We start from the raw sequence: 14,887 nt of genomic DNA, 5'->3' as shown, positions 1-14,887 counted from the left end.
TTTCATCATACTTGCTTAAAAAGAAAAGGATTCATGATCTCTTGGCATTTTTCTTCAATCTGCTGTTGAAATAAGGCTTCAAAATTACAAATATAAGCAATGCGGAGCCGGCCAGTCCGGCAAGCATCCCGGTCCACTGCATCATGGCTCCGGCAACGGCAGATAAAACAAGCGCCTGGACGCTCAGAACAATGTGAAGCAGACCGAAAAAGCTCTTCCGCTTTTCTGCAGCTTTGACGGGATAAAGCTCCTGCAAGGACAAGTGTGAAAAATGATCAAACAGCGGCGTCAGCTGAATTCCTGTAATGAATACGGTAAAGACGATGAGCGCCGCAGAAACCCACTCATATGTCGAAAAATAAGCGATGATGATACCAAAAATTGCGGTCAGCCTGACGACGATACCGAAATAGTCGTTTGATCTGATAAAGGCCCTTCCGTACATATATGTAAATGTCCGGCGCTGTTCATACGGAATAAACCGGAGCATCCAATCGAGATATGCTCTTCTTTTCGCCTGCTTTCTAAGATGGGGAACGTCTGTGAATAGGTTCGCAATTCTGTAGAACCGCTGCTTTCTTCTGATTTCGTCTTCAATATGCAGCTCCCATTTAAACGATTTTTTCTTATCGATCATTTTAAAATACACATACAGAGCGGCCATGATCAGGTAGACAGCTGCTGCAAATCCGTATGAAGACGCTAAAGCGAAATAGATCGCGATCGTGTTGAGAAGCAGTCTGACAATCCAGTCGGTGACCCTCATGTTTTTTTCGCCGAAAAACGTCATCCGCCATTGCATCGCTGTGTTCCATCCTTTTAAGACGAGCAGCTGAATCAGCAAGATGAAGTACGCGGAAAATGCCTGGCCGCTCGCTTCAAAATAGAGCGGTGCCAAAGCGAGGGCCGCGGCGGCCAGCGGAAAAAGCTGCGTCAACAAACTGAATCGGAAAGCCTGCTGAAAATACGGCTCCATCTTTGCTTCGAGCGGCAGCAAAAAGACGAGATCCGCTTCTTTAATTAGCGTGCGGACGTATGAGCCTGTCAAAATGAACGAAAAGATGACGGCCATCACCCAATAGGCGGGAAAACCTTCGGGCATCTCTTTCAGCCATTTGCTGTACCAGCTCGCAGCTCCTGCAAGGAAAAAAATCATGACGATGACAAGGTGGTCATTCAGCATGTATTTCAAATATGATCTTGTTTCTTTGACATACTCCTCAATTCTTGTCTTCCAAATCCCCAGAATGCTATTCATAGCTCTCTTCCTTCGTCAGTTCAAGATACAGGTCGTCGAGGCTCGCTTCTTCCATCGAAAACTGCTCTCTGAGCTCATCAAGCGTTCCTTTCGCCCGCACTTCGCCGTTATGAAGAATAATGAAGGAGTCGCAATACCGCTCTGCCGTTGCCAAAATATGCGTCGACATCAAAACGGCCGCGCCGTTTTTCTTCGCTTCGTTCATCCGCTCGAGAAGGGCATTGATCGCCAGCGGATCAAGACCGAGAAACGGTTCGTCTATAATGTACAGGTCGGGTTCGACAAGGAAAGCGCACATGATCATAACCTTCTGCTTCATACCTTTTGAAAAATGGGCAGGGAACCATTTCAGGCGCTTCTCCATTCTGAATTCTTTCAAAAGCGGCGGAAGCCTTTTCTCGAACGTTTCCTTCGAAAGGCCATACGCCATCGCCGTCAGCTCCAAATGCTCCTTCAATGTCAGCTCTTCATATAAAATCGGCGTTTCCGGAATAAACGTAAATTGGGAACGATAGCTTTCCGGATCGTCCATGAACGTTTTGCCGTTCAATTCAACCGATCCTTTGTGCGGTTCCATTAAGCCGATGATATGCCGGATCGTCGTGCTTTTCCCCGCTCCGTTCAAACCGATCAGCCCGACGATCTGCTCCCGTTCAATCGCAAATGAAACATCGCGCAGCACCGGGTTTCTTGTATACCCTCCAGTTAACTCATTAACAGTCAGTAGTGACATACGTTCGTTCCTTTCCTGCATTTTTCTTAATAGTACCAAAAACAAGAATGTATTTGAAACGTTTTCCCTCCCGCTTTTCGGCCTTAAAATAAAACGAATAATCGAATGCGCATCAGGACATTCTAATTCTTGAAGAAGGGAAAGCTTATCAACTCTGGCGAATGAGGTGTTTGTCAAAGACAAAATCGGCAAGAGTTCCTGAGTATGAAACATGTCAAGCTTAGAAATTTCTTTCATCCACTGAATTGAGAAAGCACCTGCTTTATTTGACATCTCCGTCATATAAAAAAGGTGTGACGATCAAATGAGGTGTTTGTCGCAGGAAATGTATAGGCGTTACAAGCTTTCATTTTGACGAAAATGGGGTGCTTGCAAAAGGCAGTTAACGTTTCTTCGTTAAAGCGTACCTTCTTCAGGCAGGGTGAACGTTGGAGCCGTTCATCCTGTTTTTCGTGTTTTCGCGCAAATTGTGGTAATATGTTGCTTATACATAACCTTTCCCTGATGGAAAAAGGAGGAAAAGTATGAGCGACTGTATTTTCTGCAAAATCATAAACGGAGAAATCCCTTGTGCAAAGGTATTTGAAAATGAACATGTACTGGCTTTTCTCGACATCAGCCAAGTCACAAAAGGGCATACGCTTGTGATTCCAAAAGTTCATAAAACCAATATTTACGAAATGACACCTGATGTTTCAAGGGAATTTTTTGAAGCGGTTCCGAAAATCGCCCAAGCTATCAAAGACGAATACGAGCCGATCGGCTTAAACCTTCTGAATAACAATGGCGAAAAAGCGGGGCAGTCCGTCTTCCACTATCACATGCACATCATCCCCCGCTACGGCAAAGGAGACGGATTCGGAGCCGTCTGGAAAACACATGCGGACGACTATTCACCGGAAGACTTGCAGAACATTGCAGCTTCCATCAACAAGCACCTGTAATCGAGACATTGTCCAAGGGCGCCGGCAGCTGCCGGCGTCTTTTTTTCGTTCAAAAAAACTCCACATTTATCAGATCGCCCGGCACGACTAAATAGACTTTGTTCTATATTTCACACAATTCAAATTTTTTATGTATAACCGGAACCTTTTATGTTAGGATGGTTTTATATTTTTATACATGAACAGGGAGCGATTGTGATGATACGTACAACGAACTTTAACGCAGGACCGGCAGCACTGCCTTTAGAAGTACTGCAAAAGGCGAAAGACGAATTTCTTGATTTCAACGGTGCGGGGATGTCCGTGATGGAGCTGTCCCACCGCAGCAAAGAGTATGACGCCGTTCATCAAAAAGCGAAAACTCTGTTAAAGGAACTGATGGACATACCTGATGATTATGAAGTCATGTTTCTGCAAGGCGGAGCAAGCCTTCAGTTCTCAATGATTCCGATGAACTTCCTCTCCAAAGACAAAACGGCGCACTACATAATGACAGGCGCCTGGTCTGAAAAAGCGCTCGCCGAAGCGAAGCTCTTCGGAAACACATCGATCATCGCGTCCAGTAAAGAAGATACGTACAGCTATATTCCCGAAGTACCGGAGATTCCGGCAGACGGTGCTTACCTCCACCTGACTTCCAACAACACGATCTTCGGAACGCAGTGGCAAAAGTTCCCTGACGCTCCGATTCCGGTTGTCGCTGATATGTCCAGCGATATTTTAAGCAGAAAAATCGATGTTTCCCAATTTGACATCATCTATGCTGGCGCTCAGAAAAACCTCGGACCGTCAGGGGTGACCGTTGTCATCATGAAAAAAGACTGGCTCGGCAAAGAAAACGAGCAAGTTGCCAAAATCCTGAAGTACTCAACACATGCCAAAGCGGATTCTCTCTACAATACCCCTCCGACTTTTGCGATTTATATGCTGTCTCTCGTGCTGGAGTGGCTCAAGGAAAAAGGCGGCCTCGATGCCATTGAGAAACGCAATCGAGAAAAGGCCGGTATTTTATACAACGCGATCGACGAAAGCGGCGGATTCTACCGCGGCCATGCGAGAGAAGACAGCCGCTCAAACATGAACGTCACCTTTACGCTCAAAAATGATGAGCTGACAGCATCATTCATCGCAAAGGCAAAGGAAGAAAAAATGTCAGGGCTTGGCGGACACCGTTCGGTCGGAGGCTGCCGCGCTTCGATTTACAATGCCGTATCTGTTGAAGACTGCGAAAAGCTGGCAGCCTTTATGAAGAAATTCCGCGAAGAAAACTGATGGTTTATCCTGATGATGGAAGATGGCGAAAAAGGCTTCCCCATTCCTTCGAAAGTTTGATATACTACTAGAAAGCTTTCGCAATAAATGACGAGCATATTATTGGAAAGCGTAAAAAGAGCCTAGATGAGGAGAGAATAGACATGAAAACAAAAGAATTAGTGGCTATGGCCCTGTTTGTCGCCATTGGAGCGGCGCTTCACGCTGTGATTCCGCCTTTTTTCTACGGAATGAAGCCGGATATGATGCTGATCATGATGTTTATGGGAATCCTTTTGTTCCCTAGATTGCAAAATGTTCTTGTCATCGGAATCGTGACAGGCGTCATTTCCGCGTTGACGACGGCTTTTCCGGGAGGACAGCTGCCCAACATCATCGACAAACCGCTAACAGCCTTGATGTTCTTCGGCGTATTTCTGCTTGTGAAAAAGCTGAACAGCAAAACGCTTGCCGCCGCCGGATTAACTGCTGCAGGAACGGTTCTTTCCGGAACCATTTTCCTTACGGCTGCGCTGTTCATCGTCGGCCTGCCTGGAAACCAGGGGTTCATTACCCTGTTTTCTGTTGTCGTTTTACCTGCTGCCTTGATCAACACGATCGCCATGGCGGTCATCTTCCCGATCGTGCAGTCGATCATGAAGCGCTCAAGGCTGATTGAACAAGTCAAATAAAATCAGAACCTCTTCTTGAAAAGGGTTATCCTTTTTTTGAAGAGGTTTTTTTCATTTTGATGGTCAAAAAAAGGGGAATCCGCCCGATATTTTATATAAGAAGCTGAATAAAAAAAAGGAGCAGGAGCGCCAATCCTGCGCTTCCCGTGCAAAAAAGCGCTTTTTGTTTAAGAATGCGTTTCGGCGGGTAAGATGCAGAATATCTGAGAAGCCTTAAATAATAAAAGGAGCCGGCGGTAAACACAGCGCTTAAAATTGTCAAAACAATGATAATGACAGACAACCCTCTCCCTCCTTTTTTTAAAAGTATGCTAAAATAAAGCAAGCTATGCAGAAGTTTCTAAGAAGAGAAACGGATTGCCCGGCTCGAACGCCAGTATCTAATCATGAGAAGACGGGCGCCTGCCAAGCCTGATCTTTAAAAATATAACCGGGGTGATGTACATGTCAAAAGGCCGATCTTTAGCAGCTGGACTGATTGTAGGCGGTGTTATTGGCGGTGTTGCAGCATTGCTGACCGCGCCGACTTCAGGAAAAAACTTGAGAGGACAGCTAAAAGCCAACTGCGGTAAATGGGAAGACACCGTCAAAAGGCTGAAAAACGACGGAATCGCATTAAAAGAGCAATTCGTCAAAACCGCCATAGAAGGCGCGGAAATCATCAAAGACGTCGGCAGCGAACTGCAAACGTCCATCCAGGAATGGCGCGATGAAATCAAACCTCACCAGCAGGACTTAAAAAAGGAAATCGCTGAGATTGAAGAAAAGATAAAACAGCTGGAGAAAACCTTACAAAACTAATATACTCAGCGAAAAAAATGAACCTTAAAAAAGGGGTGTGAATGGAAAATTTTCACGCTCTTTTTTTGGGTAAAATCCTGATTTCACACCGTAAAGCTGGATTTTTTAAAAATTTCGTAAATTTACATCTTTATTAATCTTTATTTTATTGGCATAATAGAAATTATAAGATAAAGAGAAGCAGGTGAAGTGAATGAATCGAGCGGAAGAGCCCTATACGGTGAAAGAAGCCCTTTTATTCAGTCAAAGAATGGCACAGCTTAGCAAGGCGCTTTGGAAGTCAATAGAAAAGGATTGGCAGCAGTGGATTAAACCTTATGATCTGAACATTAACGAGCATCATATTTTGTGGATCGCCTACCAGCTGAACGGTGCATCCATTTCGGAAATCGCCAAGTTCGGCGTCATGCACGTATCCACAGCGTTTAATTTTTCAAAAAAACTTGAGGAAAGAGGTTACCTGGAGTTTTCCAAAAAGTTGAATGACAAACGAAACACTTACATTCAGCTGACTCCGAAAGGTGAAGACGTTTTCCTTAAAATCCTCGAGTCTTACGATCCGACCCGGAATGCCGTCTTAAAAGGCGCTCAGCCCCTTCATCAGCTGTACGGGAAGTTTCCAGAAATCGTCGAGATGATGTCGATCATCCGCCATATTTACGGCGATGACTTCATGGAAATTTTCGAAAAATCGTTTTCAAACATCGAAAGTGAATTTACGAGCGAAGAGGGCAAAATGAAGAAAAAACAAGAAGCAAAAGAAGCCGGGGAATCGATAGAGATGGACAAACCGCTTGAGCCTCTTAAAAGCTAAGCCAGATCGTATTGCCTGATAATGCTGATGAATTCGCTCATCAGCGGTTTGTACAGACCCTGTCTGTGAAGGGCGAAAATCGTTTCGTGCACTTCAAGTTTTTCATTTAACTGTCCCGCAAAAAGCGTGAGGAGATGATCGAACATCACATATCCTTGCGCTTTTTGTGCTTCAAGCTCCTTTGAGAGCTCTTCGCACAGCTTTTCCGTTTCCTTTGCTTCTTCCTCTGATAAGCCCTTTTCGATCAACATTTTATAATACGGATACTCTTCCATATCCGCATTATTCAATAACAGTTTGATGTAATATTCCAGCCGCTCAAGGCGTTGCTCCATAGAGTTCATATTTGTCCCTTCTCTCCCTTTCTCTTATTTTAGCCGATATTCCCTTCTGATGAAAGTTCAACACGGGAGATTTCTGTTCCTTTTACACCCTTCTAAATTCTTTGGAAAATGACGAAATTTTTTTCGAAAAAGGGATTGATTTTTCTCATCCAGAGGAGTAAATTATTCTGAGGATTTCATATAACAGTTTGTTGAAACGGAAGGATGTCATTTATGAGTTGCTGGAAAACCATCAATCTCGTTAAAGATTATGGAGGCATGCGCATCGTGCTTACTGCCGTCAGTTTAATGATTTTATTTTTTATTCCCGAATATTTAGCGATGCAACTGATTCATCCGCAAACTGTTCAGAGAGGCGATCACGCCCTTTTGTTTGCAGGACTATTGGTTGCGGCTATAATTGCCCATAAAATTCTTCATATCTTGCCGTTGATCAGCAAGAAAAAATTAGAAAAAAAGATTTATTGGTTGAAAATGAGAACATGGAGAGAAGTTCCAAAAAACACGATGCTTGTCTCTCTTCTCTGCCCTTTTTTCGTCATCACGCCTGCTTTATTTTACGCGGGGGCTGTGATGCCGAGCTTTGCTCATTATTTCTGCATCATTTCAAGCATTCATTTCGGCTATTGTCTGCCTGATTTTCTGTTTGCCTGGAAACTGATCAAAGCGCCTAAAAACTGCTATGTCGATCAGGAAGCCGACGATTTTGATATTTTAATACAAAAATAATCCAGCCGCTCGGCACTTGGAAAATCCTTTTTTTCAGTCTATTTTCTATCTTTTTTAATAAATATTTGGTAATGTAGTATGGAGCAGAAACAGAGAGGGGGATCTCCTATCATCCTTTTTTATTTCATCTTGTTTGCGGTTTTTACTGTCTTCAACATAAACAAGCTTACAAACTCTTTATGCCTTGTCAGAGAGATTCCTGAAGAACGGCAGGATAAGGTGTTTAGAATGATTAATGTGCTGATCTTAATTTTATTGATCTCATCATTCATTGAGATTTCCTTTACGGTGTAAAGAAAAAAAGGATAGCTGCCGATCGTATTGATCCGGCAGCTATCCTTTTGTTGATTAGCATATCCAAGAAGCACCAATAATAATTAATAAGATGAACAGTACCACAAGCAGCGCAAAGCCGCCAGCGAAACCTCCTGTATAACCGTCGCCCATATTGACACCTCCTCTGCCCCAGTCGTTACATTAGTGTATGCACGAATGTCATGAAACGATTAGGCTATCGTCCAAAAGAAAAGAACCGCCTGAAAAAATGACGGTTCTTTTCTCATTTTCTAAGGTTTTAGTACAGATAAGCTGCACCAACGATGATTAATAAAATGAACAACACGACCAATAAAGCAAAACCGCTTGAGTATCCTCCGCTCATGTTATTGACCTCCTTTTCTTGATCAATATATTTGTATGAGCGGAAAGAAAATTTGACTAGACGGATGCCCCTCTGTTGAAAATCTTTTTACAGCATGTCAGAATATGATATGATACAATTCAAAGGAAAGTTTAAACTGTTATGATTAGGAGTGTTTGCATTTATGAAGAAGATTGCAATTGCGGCGATTACAGCGACAAGTGTGCTGGCTCTCAGCGCATGCAGCGGAGGAGACTCTGAGGTTGTTGCAGAAACAAAAGCTGGAAATATTACAAAAGAAGACCTTTATCAAACATTAAAAGACAATGCCGGAGCGGACGCACTGAACATGCTCGTTCAGCAAAAAGTACTCGATGATAAATACAATGTCTCCGACAAAGAAATCGACAAAAAGCTGAACGAGTACAAAAAGTCGATGGGTGACCAGCTCAACCAGCTCATTGAGCAGAAAGGCGAAGACTTCGTCAAAGAACAGATCAAATACGAACTTCTCATGAAAAAAGCCGCAAAGGATAACATAAAAGTAACCGATGATGACGTAAAAGAATATTATGACGGCCTAAAAGGCAAAATCCACTTGAGCCACATTCTTGTGAAGGAAAAGAAAACGGCTGAAGAAGTTGAGAAAAAGCTGAAAAAAGGCGAAAAATTCGAAGACCTTGCAAAAGAGTATTCAACTGACGGAACAGCCGAAAAAGGCGGCGACCTCGGATGGGTCGGCAAGGAAGATAACATGGACAAGGATTTCGTCAAAGCTGCGTTTGCTTTGAAAACCGGCGAAATCAGCGGCCCTGTGAAATCGCAATTCGGCTATCACATCATTAAGAAAGACGAAGAGCGCGGCAAATATGAAGACATGAAAAAAGATCTCAAAAAAGAGGTCCAAGAACAAAAGCAAAACGATCAAACTGAACTGCAATCTGTTATCGACAAACTTGTCAAAGATGCTGATCTAAAAGTAAAAGACAAAGAGTTGAAAAAACAAGTCGACCAGCGCCAAGCTCAGACAAGCAGCAGCAGCTGACGCCAAAAAAGCTGTCCTCCCCTCGCGGGGCCGGACAGCTTTTTTTATGCGATGGAATGACTGTCAGCCGATTTTTCATGCTGTTCTTGATCTTCATCCAATGAACGCTTCATGCGCTGTGCTTTTTCTTTTTCCATCCGTTCGATATAAATGCGGCCTTCTTTTTCGATAAAAGCCTGATCGATCTTTTCCTCTTCCTTTGCCGTCGTCATCAGCTTATAGGCGCTGAAAATAATGCCGACAATGCAAAGGTACACCCACCACGGAAACAGCAGCACGGCTTTTCCCCCTTTTTTGAATAAACTGTATATCAGACATTATGCAAAAGGGAGACAAGTTATGACGCTTATTTGTGAAAAACAGGCTTGTAAAAGGAACGATTATCCAATGCAAAGACGCGTTCGGTATACTCTCCCGGCTTGACCCGTTCGAGCGCTCTGTCCATCATATTGATCTTCGCGTCAAGGTTGTCGATATAGTGAAGAATTTCCGCTTCCTTGACCATCGGCGGCTTTGGACTGCCCCATTCGGGTTTGCCGTGATGGCTTAAAATCAAATGCTGGAGAATCAGCACTTCTTCTGAATCAATTTGAAGCTCTTCGGCTGCTTTTGCAATTTCTGTCACCATAATCGAAATGTGCCCCAGCAGATTCCCTTCGACAGTATAGGTCGTGGACACCGGTCCGGATAGTTCTTTTACTTTTCCAAGGTCATGCAAAATAACACCTGCGTACAATAGGTCGCGATCGAGCGACGGATACAGGTCTGCGACCGATTTGGCCAGGTTCAGCATGGAGACAACATGGTATGCGAGACCTGATACGAACTCGTGGTGATTTTTCGTCGCAGCTGGATAATCAATGAATTCCTTGCCGTATTTTTTGACGAGGTGCCTCGTGATTCGCTGAATACTAGGGTTTTTCATTTCAAAAATATATTGAGTGACCGCATCCATCATTTCGTTTTTGGGAATCGGTGCAGTCTCAAGAAAGTCATCGATTTTGACATTGTCATTGTCGCCCGCAGGTCTGATGTTTCTCAGCTTCAGCTGATTCCGCCCGCGGTAATGATGAATGTCGCCGACCACTTTCACGATCGTCTGCGGGCCGTAGGTCACTTCGTCCTGCTGTTTGGCGTCCCAAAGCTTCGCTTCTATATCTCCGGACTGATCCTGGAGCATCAGCGTTAAAAACGGTTTCCCATTGCTCGCGATTCCTTTCGTTGACGATTTAATGAGCAAATACAAATCAACCTGCTCGCCAACTTCGTGCAGCATGATACCTTTTGCCATGATAAAGCTCCCTCCGTTTTCCTACATAAAATCATTATAGCACACACTTTTATTTGTTAGTTATACCCTTTACTTCCACGTTTTTCATGACGGGAGGCAGCAGGATCACATCTTCGTCGTGAAAAGCTTCTCTTACATGTTCATGACACGTAAAATACAAGATTTGCTGTTCTTCGCCTGAAAGCTTTTTTAAGATGTTCAGCACTTGTTTAAACCTCTCCTCGTCAAAGTGGACAAAGCTGTCATCCAGCTGGAACGGCAATTTGACTTCCTTTTGATGGGAGAGGGCCAGAGCGAATCGGATCGCTAAATAGAGCTGTTCACAAGTTGCCTGGGACAGTTCGTGGGCGTAAAAAATAGCCCCGTCTTTCCGCATGACCATCATGGATTCATCTGTTTCAGAAAAATAAATTTTTTCGTATTGCCCGGCAGTCAATGGGTTCAGTAATGTTTCAGCCGTCTGTAACAGCTTCGGAAGCCGAACCTTCTTATGTTCATCGATCTTGTTTTTGACCGCCTGCCGGATCAGCTTGACGGCTGCCCACTTTTTGGCCAGTTCGGCGACCCGCTCTTTTTGCATTCCGGTCTGATAGGCGAGCTCGGATACCGCTCCCGATTCCTCAAGTCTGACCAGTTCCGCATGGACATTCGCCGCCTTTTGTCTTTCTTCTGCAAGCTTATTTTCTATACGGGCTCTTTTTTCCTGCGCCTCGGCCAGCTTTCCTTTCAGTTCTGCAAGAGAGTGTTCTGATGCAAGCATGACGGCCTTCTCGTCCTGCCTGCCGAGCTCTCTTTTGAGCTGCCCGAGCCTTGCCGTTAATTCTTTTTTGGCTTGGTCGCGCTTCGCCAGACCGATGAACATCTCACGGCCGTCCGCCCCTGCTTTTTGAAAGAGTTCGCCAATTTGGGATTGGAAGTATTCCGTCTCTTTTGTCAGCTCTTTGATTTGTTCGGCGGTATGCTTTAAAGACACGTCCGCTTCCTGTTTTTGCCGAAGTTTTTCTTTTTGGGAATCAAGCGCGCTTTTCAGCTGAAACACCTGCTCTTGGACGCTTTCGCCAGCGCGGCCGAGAGATGAGACAAGCTTTCTCAATTCCGATTCAAAGGATGCTTTTTTAGCCTGAAGGCGGCTCAGCTCTTGCTCGATATCCCGCTTTTTCAACATTTCCTCTCGGAGTTCCTTGATCAAAGCGTACGCATCGGCTAAAAATGACGGGTCGATTGACAGGTTCAGCTCTCTCAAATAGCGTTCGGTCTTCTCCTGATACGGACGGATATCCTTTTCCCACGCTTCGAACTTCTTAATCGCTCTTTCATATTCCGCTTCTCTCTGTCTGAGCTCTGCTTGTTTTGCGATAAGGAGCTGCCGGGTTTGGTCGTCCTTCCACAGCTCTTCCCTCAAAGCGTTGTCACTCACTCCGCTTTTTGTACCGCTGCGATCAATGTCGTCCAGCTGTTTTTGAATAAAAGCCGCTGCCACGGAAGGCTCGGGCTTTTTTAGAACAACAGCGGCAAATATGAGCAAGATCGGCACGAGTAAAGCGCCCGGGAACCACTCCTTGAAAAAGAGCGCCGCACAAGCTGCCGCAAAAGCAGCACAAAGCGCTACTGCAAAAGCGGTCTTTCTTCTTTTCATCCGAACCTTTTGTTCTTGCTTCAGATAGGACAGCTGAAGGAGCAGCTCTTCCCGCCTTCCGGCATGGCCGCCGGCGGACGCAAGCCGGCTGAGGGTTTCCTCCTTTTGCTTGCGGACATCTTCCGGCATCACTTCATTGCTGAGAGCGGCGTGGGCCTGTTCAGCTTCCTCCAGATCAGCTCTCGCCTGCTCAAAGCGTTCGTCAAGCGACCGTTTCAGTTCACGCAGCTCGATGTATGCCTGAGCGGTTTCCTGCAGCTTCCACTCATATTCATACGCGGTGTCCGCATTGAGGATATCGCATTCCTCGATTTTCAGGCGCCCAAGCCCCGCTTGAACCCGTCCGTTAATCTGGTGAAGCTGATCAGTCAAAGACGCGATTTTTTCGGAATACGACTGGTAAAACGGATATGCTTTTAAAAGCTCTTCCGCTTCGTGCTCGAGAAAGTCTTCAGCCGGTGCAAAAGCGGCGGCCCGCTGTTCCAAACGGCGCTTTTTCTCTTCCAGCGCCTTCAGCTGAGCCGCTTTTGGATGCAGGTGGGATTCGAGCTTTTCAAGCTCAAAAAGTCCGCCTTCGGGGAAACGGCTTTCCCCTGAGCCGCCGAAAGATGCGAGCTGCTCTTCCAGCTGGCGTTTTTCCGCGGCTGCCGGCAGAATCTCAATCGCCTGCTCGATTTGTGAGACGAGATGCTCAAGATCTTTTAGCAGTTGTCCGCTGTCCTTTATTGAGGCCTCAGCGCCTTTTTTTTCGTTTAACAGGCGGTGGTAGTCGCCTTCCCGCGCTTTCGCTTTTTTCAAATCTTCGGAAAGCTTTTTTAACCGGTCGAGCTCCTGATTCAGTTCAGGTTTCCGGCCGTTCGGTTTAAACAGCTCTTCCTGCTTTTTCACGAGGCCGGCATCCATCTTTGAAATCGCTTCAGAGCCGAACAGACTCGAAAACAGCAGAAAACGGCCGATTTTGTCGCGGTTGAATTTATGAATTTCCTGAAGGCCGAACACGTCAAATGAATAGATCGCTTTATACAGCTGTCTGTCGACGCCTGACAGCAGCTCATTTAAAAAACCTTCCGGCTTCGTGCTGCCGTCTTCCAGATAAACGGTGACCCGCTCAGGCTTTCCGGCCGTTCGTTCGATCCGGATCTGCCCCAAATCAGGGTGCCCGACCTCAAGCATCCCCCCGTAAATAACGCCCGTTTTCGGCTCATACCGTTTCGTCTTCGGAAAACCGAACAGCACGCTTTCAATAAACGACATGAGCGTCGTTTTCCCGGCTTCATTGAGCCCGTAGACCAAATGCAGATTTGAAGGAGACAGGCGAAATGTCTGATTGGCAAATTTACCGTATCCGTATATATGTATCGCATGTATATTCACCCTGCACCCTCCCTTATCTTTTCAATGTCTTCAGTTCATGAAGCAGCAGTTTTTCCGCCTGCGCGCGAATGTCCCGGAAGTCTTCTTCATGAAACCGCTCTCCGTGCCTTCTAAAGACCGGATGCCGCTCCAAATCGTCAAAAATCAGGCTGAAATCCTGAAATTCCTGCATTTCTTGCAATAGCTCCTGAAAAAAAGCGTCCCGTTCAATTCCAGACAAGGCGGCATCTGTTTGATCTTCGATCGCGGTAAGCCAGATGAACGCGTCTTCCTCCCGCTCTTCTTCATGGAAGATGTCAAGGATCTCGTCCACGATGCCGGCCTGTCCTTCCGCCAAATAAGAGGGTGTTTCTCCTGTCAATACCACCTTGACGCATGCCGGCTTGCCTCTGTTTCTGAAAGATTGAAGGGCATCCTGCATCAGGCTGATCAGCTCTGTCATCTGCTTTGTCTCTGAGATATCGATGCTGGCCGTTTCCCACAGAACATCCGATAAGGCTTTAAATTCGAAGGACAGTTCTCCGCCGCAAACATTGACGAGATAGCAGCCTTTCTCTCCCGTTTCCTTCATGTGCCGCGATTGCGTGTTTCCCGGATAAATCACCGCCGGTTCGGAGGCTGAAATGACCTGTCTTTTATGTATATGGCCAAGCGCCCAGTAATCCATCCGGCCGTTTTTTAAATCTTGAAGGGAAAAAGGACAGTACGGATCATGGCCGCTCTCCCCGGAAAGCGTCCCATGAATCATGCCGATATGCAAGGGCGCGTCGGTCGTTTTTTTGATTTCAGCAGCCTTATTGGCAAAAACAGAGCGCTCGGGATAGCTGTAGCCGTAGATGCTTGCGGCGAGCCGGCCGTCTTTGTAAAACGATTTTTCTTCAATGTCTTCCGACGAGAAAATGTGGACGTTGTCCGGCCAATCAATCGGCGTCCAATCGCCGCCCAGATGATCGTGATTGCCAAAAATCACATAGACTTGGATGTTGTTCTCTTTCAACTTTAAAAATTGCTTTCTCAAAAACATCTGTGCTTTTAAACTGCGGTTTGCTTCGTCGAAAAGATCGCCGGCAAGCAAAATGAAGTCGGCCTCTTCATCAATCGCAAGCTTAAACACATTTTCAGCGCTTTTAAATGTGCTGTTTTTGATCCGCCGGTAAACCTCTTCAGGTAGCCGGCTGATGCCGTGAAACGGACTGTCCAGGTGCAGATCGGCCGCATGAATGAAAGTGATGTTTGTCAATCTTCTGCTCCTTTTCATAAAATATTCTGCTCCCATTTTATCACGGGTTGAAAGCGAATGCACGTTCTACTCTTTGCACGAAAAAAGCAGCTTTT

General features: G+C 45.5%; 18 protein-coding genes. 8 read left to right on the top strand and 10 right to left on the bottom strand.

The window, feature by feature from the left end:
• Nucleotides 1–31: 31 nt before the first annotated feature.
• Complete coding sequence (locus MHH76_RS05770; protein ID WP_020450803.1) at nucleotides 32–1,258, bottom strand: ABC transporter permease; 1,227 nt, start codon at nucleotides 1,256–1,258, stop codon at nucleotides 32–34.
• Nucleotides 1,251–1,991, bottom strand: coding sequence for an ABC transporter ATP-binding protein (locus tag MHH76_RS05765; RefSeq protein ID WP_020450802.1), 741 nt, complete (start codon nucleotides 1,989–1,991; stop codon nucleotides 1,251–1,253). Before MHH76_RS05765 ends, MHH76_RS05770 begins: the two co-directional genes overlap by 8 nt.
• Before the next feature lie 524 nt (nucleotides 1,992–2,515).
• On the opposite strand from MHH76_RS05765, the gene MHH76_RS05760 reads away from it, so the two are divergent.
• From MHH76_RS05760 to MHH76_RS05750, 3 genes are all read left to right on the top strand, one after another.
• Entirely contained in the window at nucleotides 2,516–2,935 is a 420-nt protein-coding gene (locus MHH76_RS05760) for an HIT family protein (RefSeq protein ID WP_020450801.1), read from the top strand.
• Nucleotides 2,936–3,133: 198 nt separating this feature from the next.
• Nucleotides 3,134–4,207, top strand: a complete 1,074-nt coding sequence (gene serC, locus MHH76_RS05755; RefSeq protein WP_039072588.1) for a 3-phosphoserine/phosphohydroxythreonine transaminase — start codon at nucleotides 3,134–3,136, stop codon at nucleotides 4,205–4,207.
• A gap of 143 nt (nucleotides 4,208–4,350) precedes the next feature.
• Nucleotides 4,351–4,878 (top strand): tryptophan transporter, encoded by a 528-nt coding sequence (locus MHH76_RS05750; protein ID WP_020450799.1) that lies wholly within the window; start codon nucleotides 4,351–4,353, stop codon nucleotides 4,876–4,878.
• Between the two features lie 91 nt (nucleotides 4,879–4,969).
• Here MHH76_RS05750 and MHH76_RS05745 read toward each other — a convergent pair whose 3' ends face one another.
• Nucleotides 4,970–5,161, bottom strand: coding sequence for a hypothetical protein (locus tag MHH76_RS05745; protein ID WP_039072587.1), 192 nt, complete (start codon nucleotides 5,159–5,161; stop codon nucleotides 4,970–4,972).
• A gap of 161 nt (nucleotides 5,162–5,322) precedes the next feature.
• On the opposite strand from MHH76_RS05745, the gene MHH76_RS05740 reads away from it, so the two are divergent.
• Nucleotides 5,323–5,679 carry a YtxH domain-containing protein gene (locus MHH76_RS05740; RefSeq protein ID WP_039072586.1) on the top strand — a complete coding sequence of 119 codons (357 nt, stop codon included), beginning with the start codon at nucleotides 5,323–5,325 and terminating at the stop codon, nucleotides 5,677–5,679.
• A gap of 193 nt (nucleotides 5,680–5,872) precedes the next feature.
• On the top strand, nucleotides 5,873–6,493 hold the full coding sequence (locus tag MHH76_RS05735) for an HTH-type transcriptional regulator Hpr (protein WP_268441367.1): 621 nt from the start codon (nucleotides 5,873–5,875) through the stop codon (nucleotides 6,491–6,493).
• Here MHH76_RS05735 and MHH76_RS05730 read toward each other — a convergent pair.
• The gene (locus MHH76_RS05730; protein WP_023856555.1) at nucleotides 6,490–6,837 is read right to left on the bottom strand and encodes a YhaI family protein; all 348 of its coding nucleotides are present in this window, start codon (nucleotides 6,835–6,837) and stop codon (nucleotides 6,490–6,492) included. The two genes, MHH76_RS05735 and MHH76_RS05730, sit on opposite strands and share 4 nt — an antisense overlap.
• Nucleotides 6,838–7,050: 213 nt before the next feature.
• Here MHH76_RS05730 and MHH76_RS05725 point away from each other — a divergent pair, with 213 nt between their 5' ends.
• Both MHH76_RS05725 and MHH76_RS05720 read left to right on the top strand, forming a co-directional pair.
• The gene (locus tag MHH76_RS05725) at nucleotides 7,051–7,566 is read left to right on the top strand and encodes a DUF3267 domain-containing protein (RefSeq protein ID WP_023856554.1); all 516 of its coding nucleotides are present in this window, start codon (nucleotides 7,051–7,053) and stop codon (nucleotides 7,564–7,566) included.
• A 78-nt stretch (nucleotides 7,567–7,644) separates the two neighbouring features.
• Nucleotides 7,645–7,860 carry a hypothetical protein gene (locus MHH76_RS05720; RefSeq protein WP_003180249.1) on the top strand — a complete coding sequence of 72 codons (216 nt, stop codon included), beginning with the start codon at nucleotides 7,645–7,647 and terminating at the stop codon, nucleotides 7,858–7,860.
• A gap of 54 nt (nucleotides 7,861–7,914) precedes the next feature.
• On the opposite strand, the gene MHH76_RS05715 is transcribed toward MHH76_RS05720, so the two are convergent.
• Complete coding sequence (locus MHH76_RS05715) at nucleotides 7,915–8,013, bottom strand: YjcZ family sporulation protein (protein ID WP_020450794.1); 99 nt, start codon at nucleotides 8,011–8,013, stop codon at nucleotides 7,915–7,917.
• A 127-nt stretch (nucleotides 8,014–8,140) separates the two neighbouring features.
• Nucleotides 8,141–8,227 (bottom strand): YjcZ family sporulation protein, encoded by an 87-nt coding sequence (locus MHH76_RS05710; RefSeq protein WP_003180245.1) that lies wholly within the window; start codon nucleotides 8,225–8,227, stop codon nucleotides 8,141–8,143.
• A gap of 163 nt (nucleotides 8,228–8,390) precedes the next feature.
• Between MHH76_RS05710 and MHH76_RS05705 the strand changes: the two genes are divergently transcribed.
• Nucleotides 8,391–9,251 carry a peptidylprolyl isomerase gene (locus MHH76_RS05705; protein ID WP_020450793.1) on the top strand — a complete coding sequence of 287 codons (861 nt, stop codon included), beginning with the start codon at nucleotides 8,391–8,393 and terminating at the stop codon, nucleotides 9,249–9,251.
• A 44-nt stretch (nucleotides 9,252–9,295) separates the two neighbouring features.
• Here the strand turns inward: MHH76_RS05705 and MHH76_RS05700 are convergent, their stop codons facing one another.
• The 4 genes from MHH76_RS05700 to MHH76_RS05685 all read right to left on the bottom strand — a co-directional run bounded on the left by MHH76_RS05700 (nucleotide 9,296) and on the right by MHH76_RS05685 (nucleotide 14,792).
• The gene (locus MHH76_RS05700; RefSeq protein ID WP_020450792.1) at nucleotides 9,296–9,529 is read right to left on the bottom strand and encodes a sporulation YhaL family protein; all 234 of its coding nucleotides are present in this window, start codon (nucleotides 9,527–9,529) and stop codon (nucleotides 9,296–9,298) included.
• A gap of 68 nt (nucleotides 9,530–9,597) precedes the next feature.
• Nucleotides 9,598–10,542, bottom strand: coding sequence for a 3'-5' exoribonuclease YhaM (gene yhaM, locus MHH76_RS05695; RefSeq protein ID WP_020450791.1), 945 nt, complete (start codon nucleotides 10,540–10,542; stop codon nucleotides 9,598–9,600).
• 49 nt (nucleotides 10,543–10,591) lie between these two features.
• Nucleotides 10,592–13,552, bottom strand: coding sequence for an AAA family ATPase (locus tag MHH76_RS05690; protein WP_020450790.1), 2,961 nt, complete (start codon nucleotides 13,550–13,552; stop codon nucleotides 10,592–10,594).
• A gap of 13 nt (nucleotides 13,553–13,565) precedes the next feature.
• Nucleotides 13,566–14,792, bottom strand: coding sequence for an exonuclease SbcCD subunit D (locus MHH76_RS05685; RefSeq protein ID WP_023856551.1), 1,227 nt, complete (start codon nucleotides 14,790–14,792; stop codon nucleotides 13,566–13,568).
• Nucleotides 14,793–14,887 lie beyond the last annotated feature (95 nt).

Source organism: Bacillus sp. FSL L8-0193 (genome assembly GCF_037976065.1).
GTDB lineage: Bacteria > Bacillota > Bacilli > Bacillales > Bacillaceae > Bacillus > Bacillus paralicheniformis.
The sequence above is the reverse complement of the archived record's forward strand: the minus strand, read 5'-3'. Positions and strand labels throughout refer to the sequence as shown.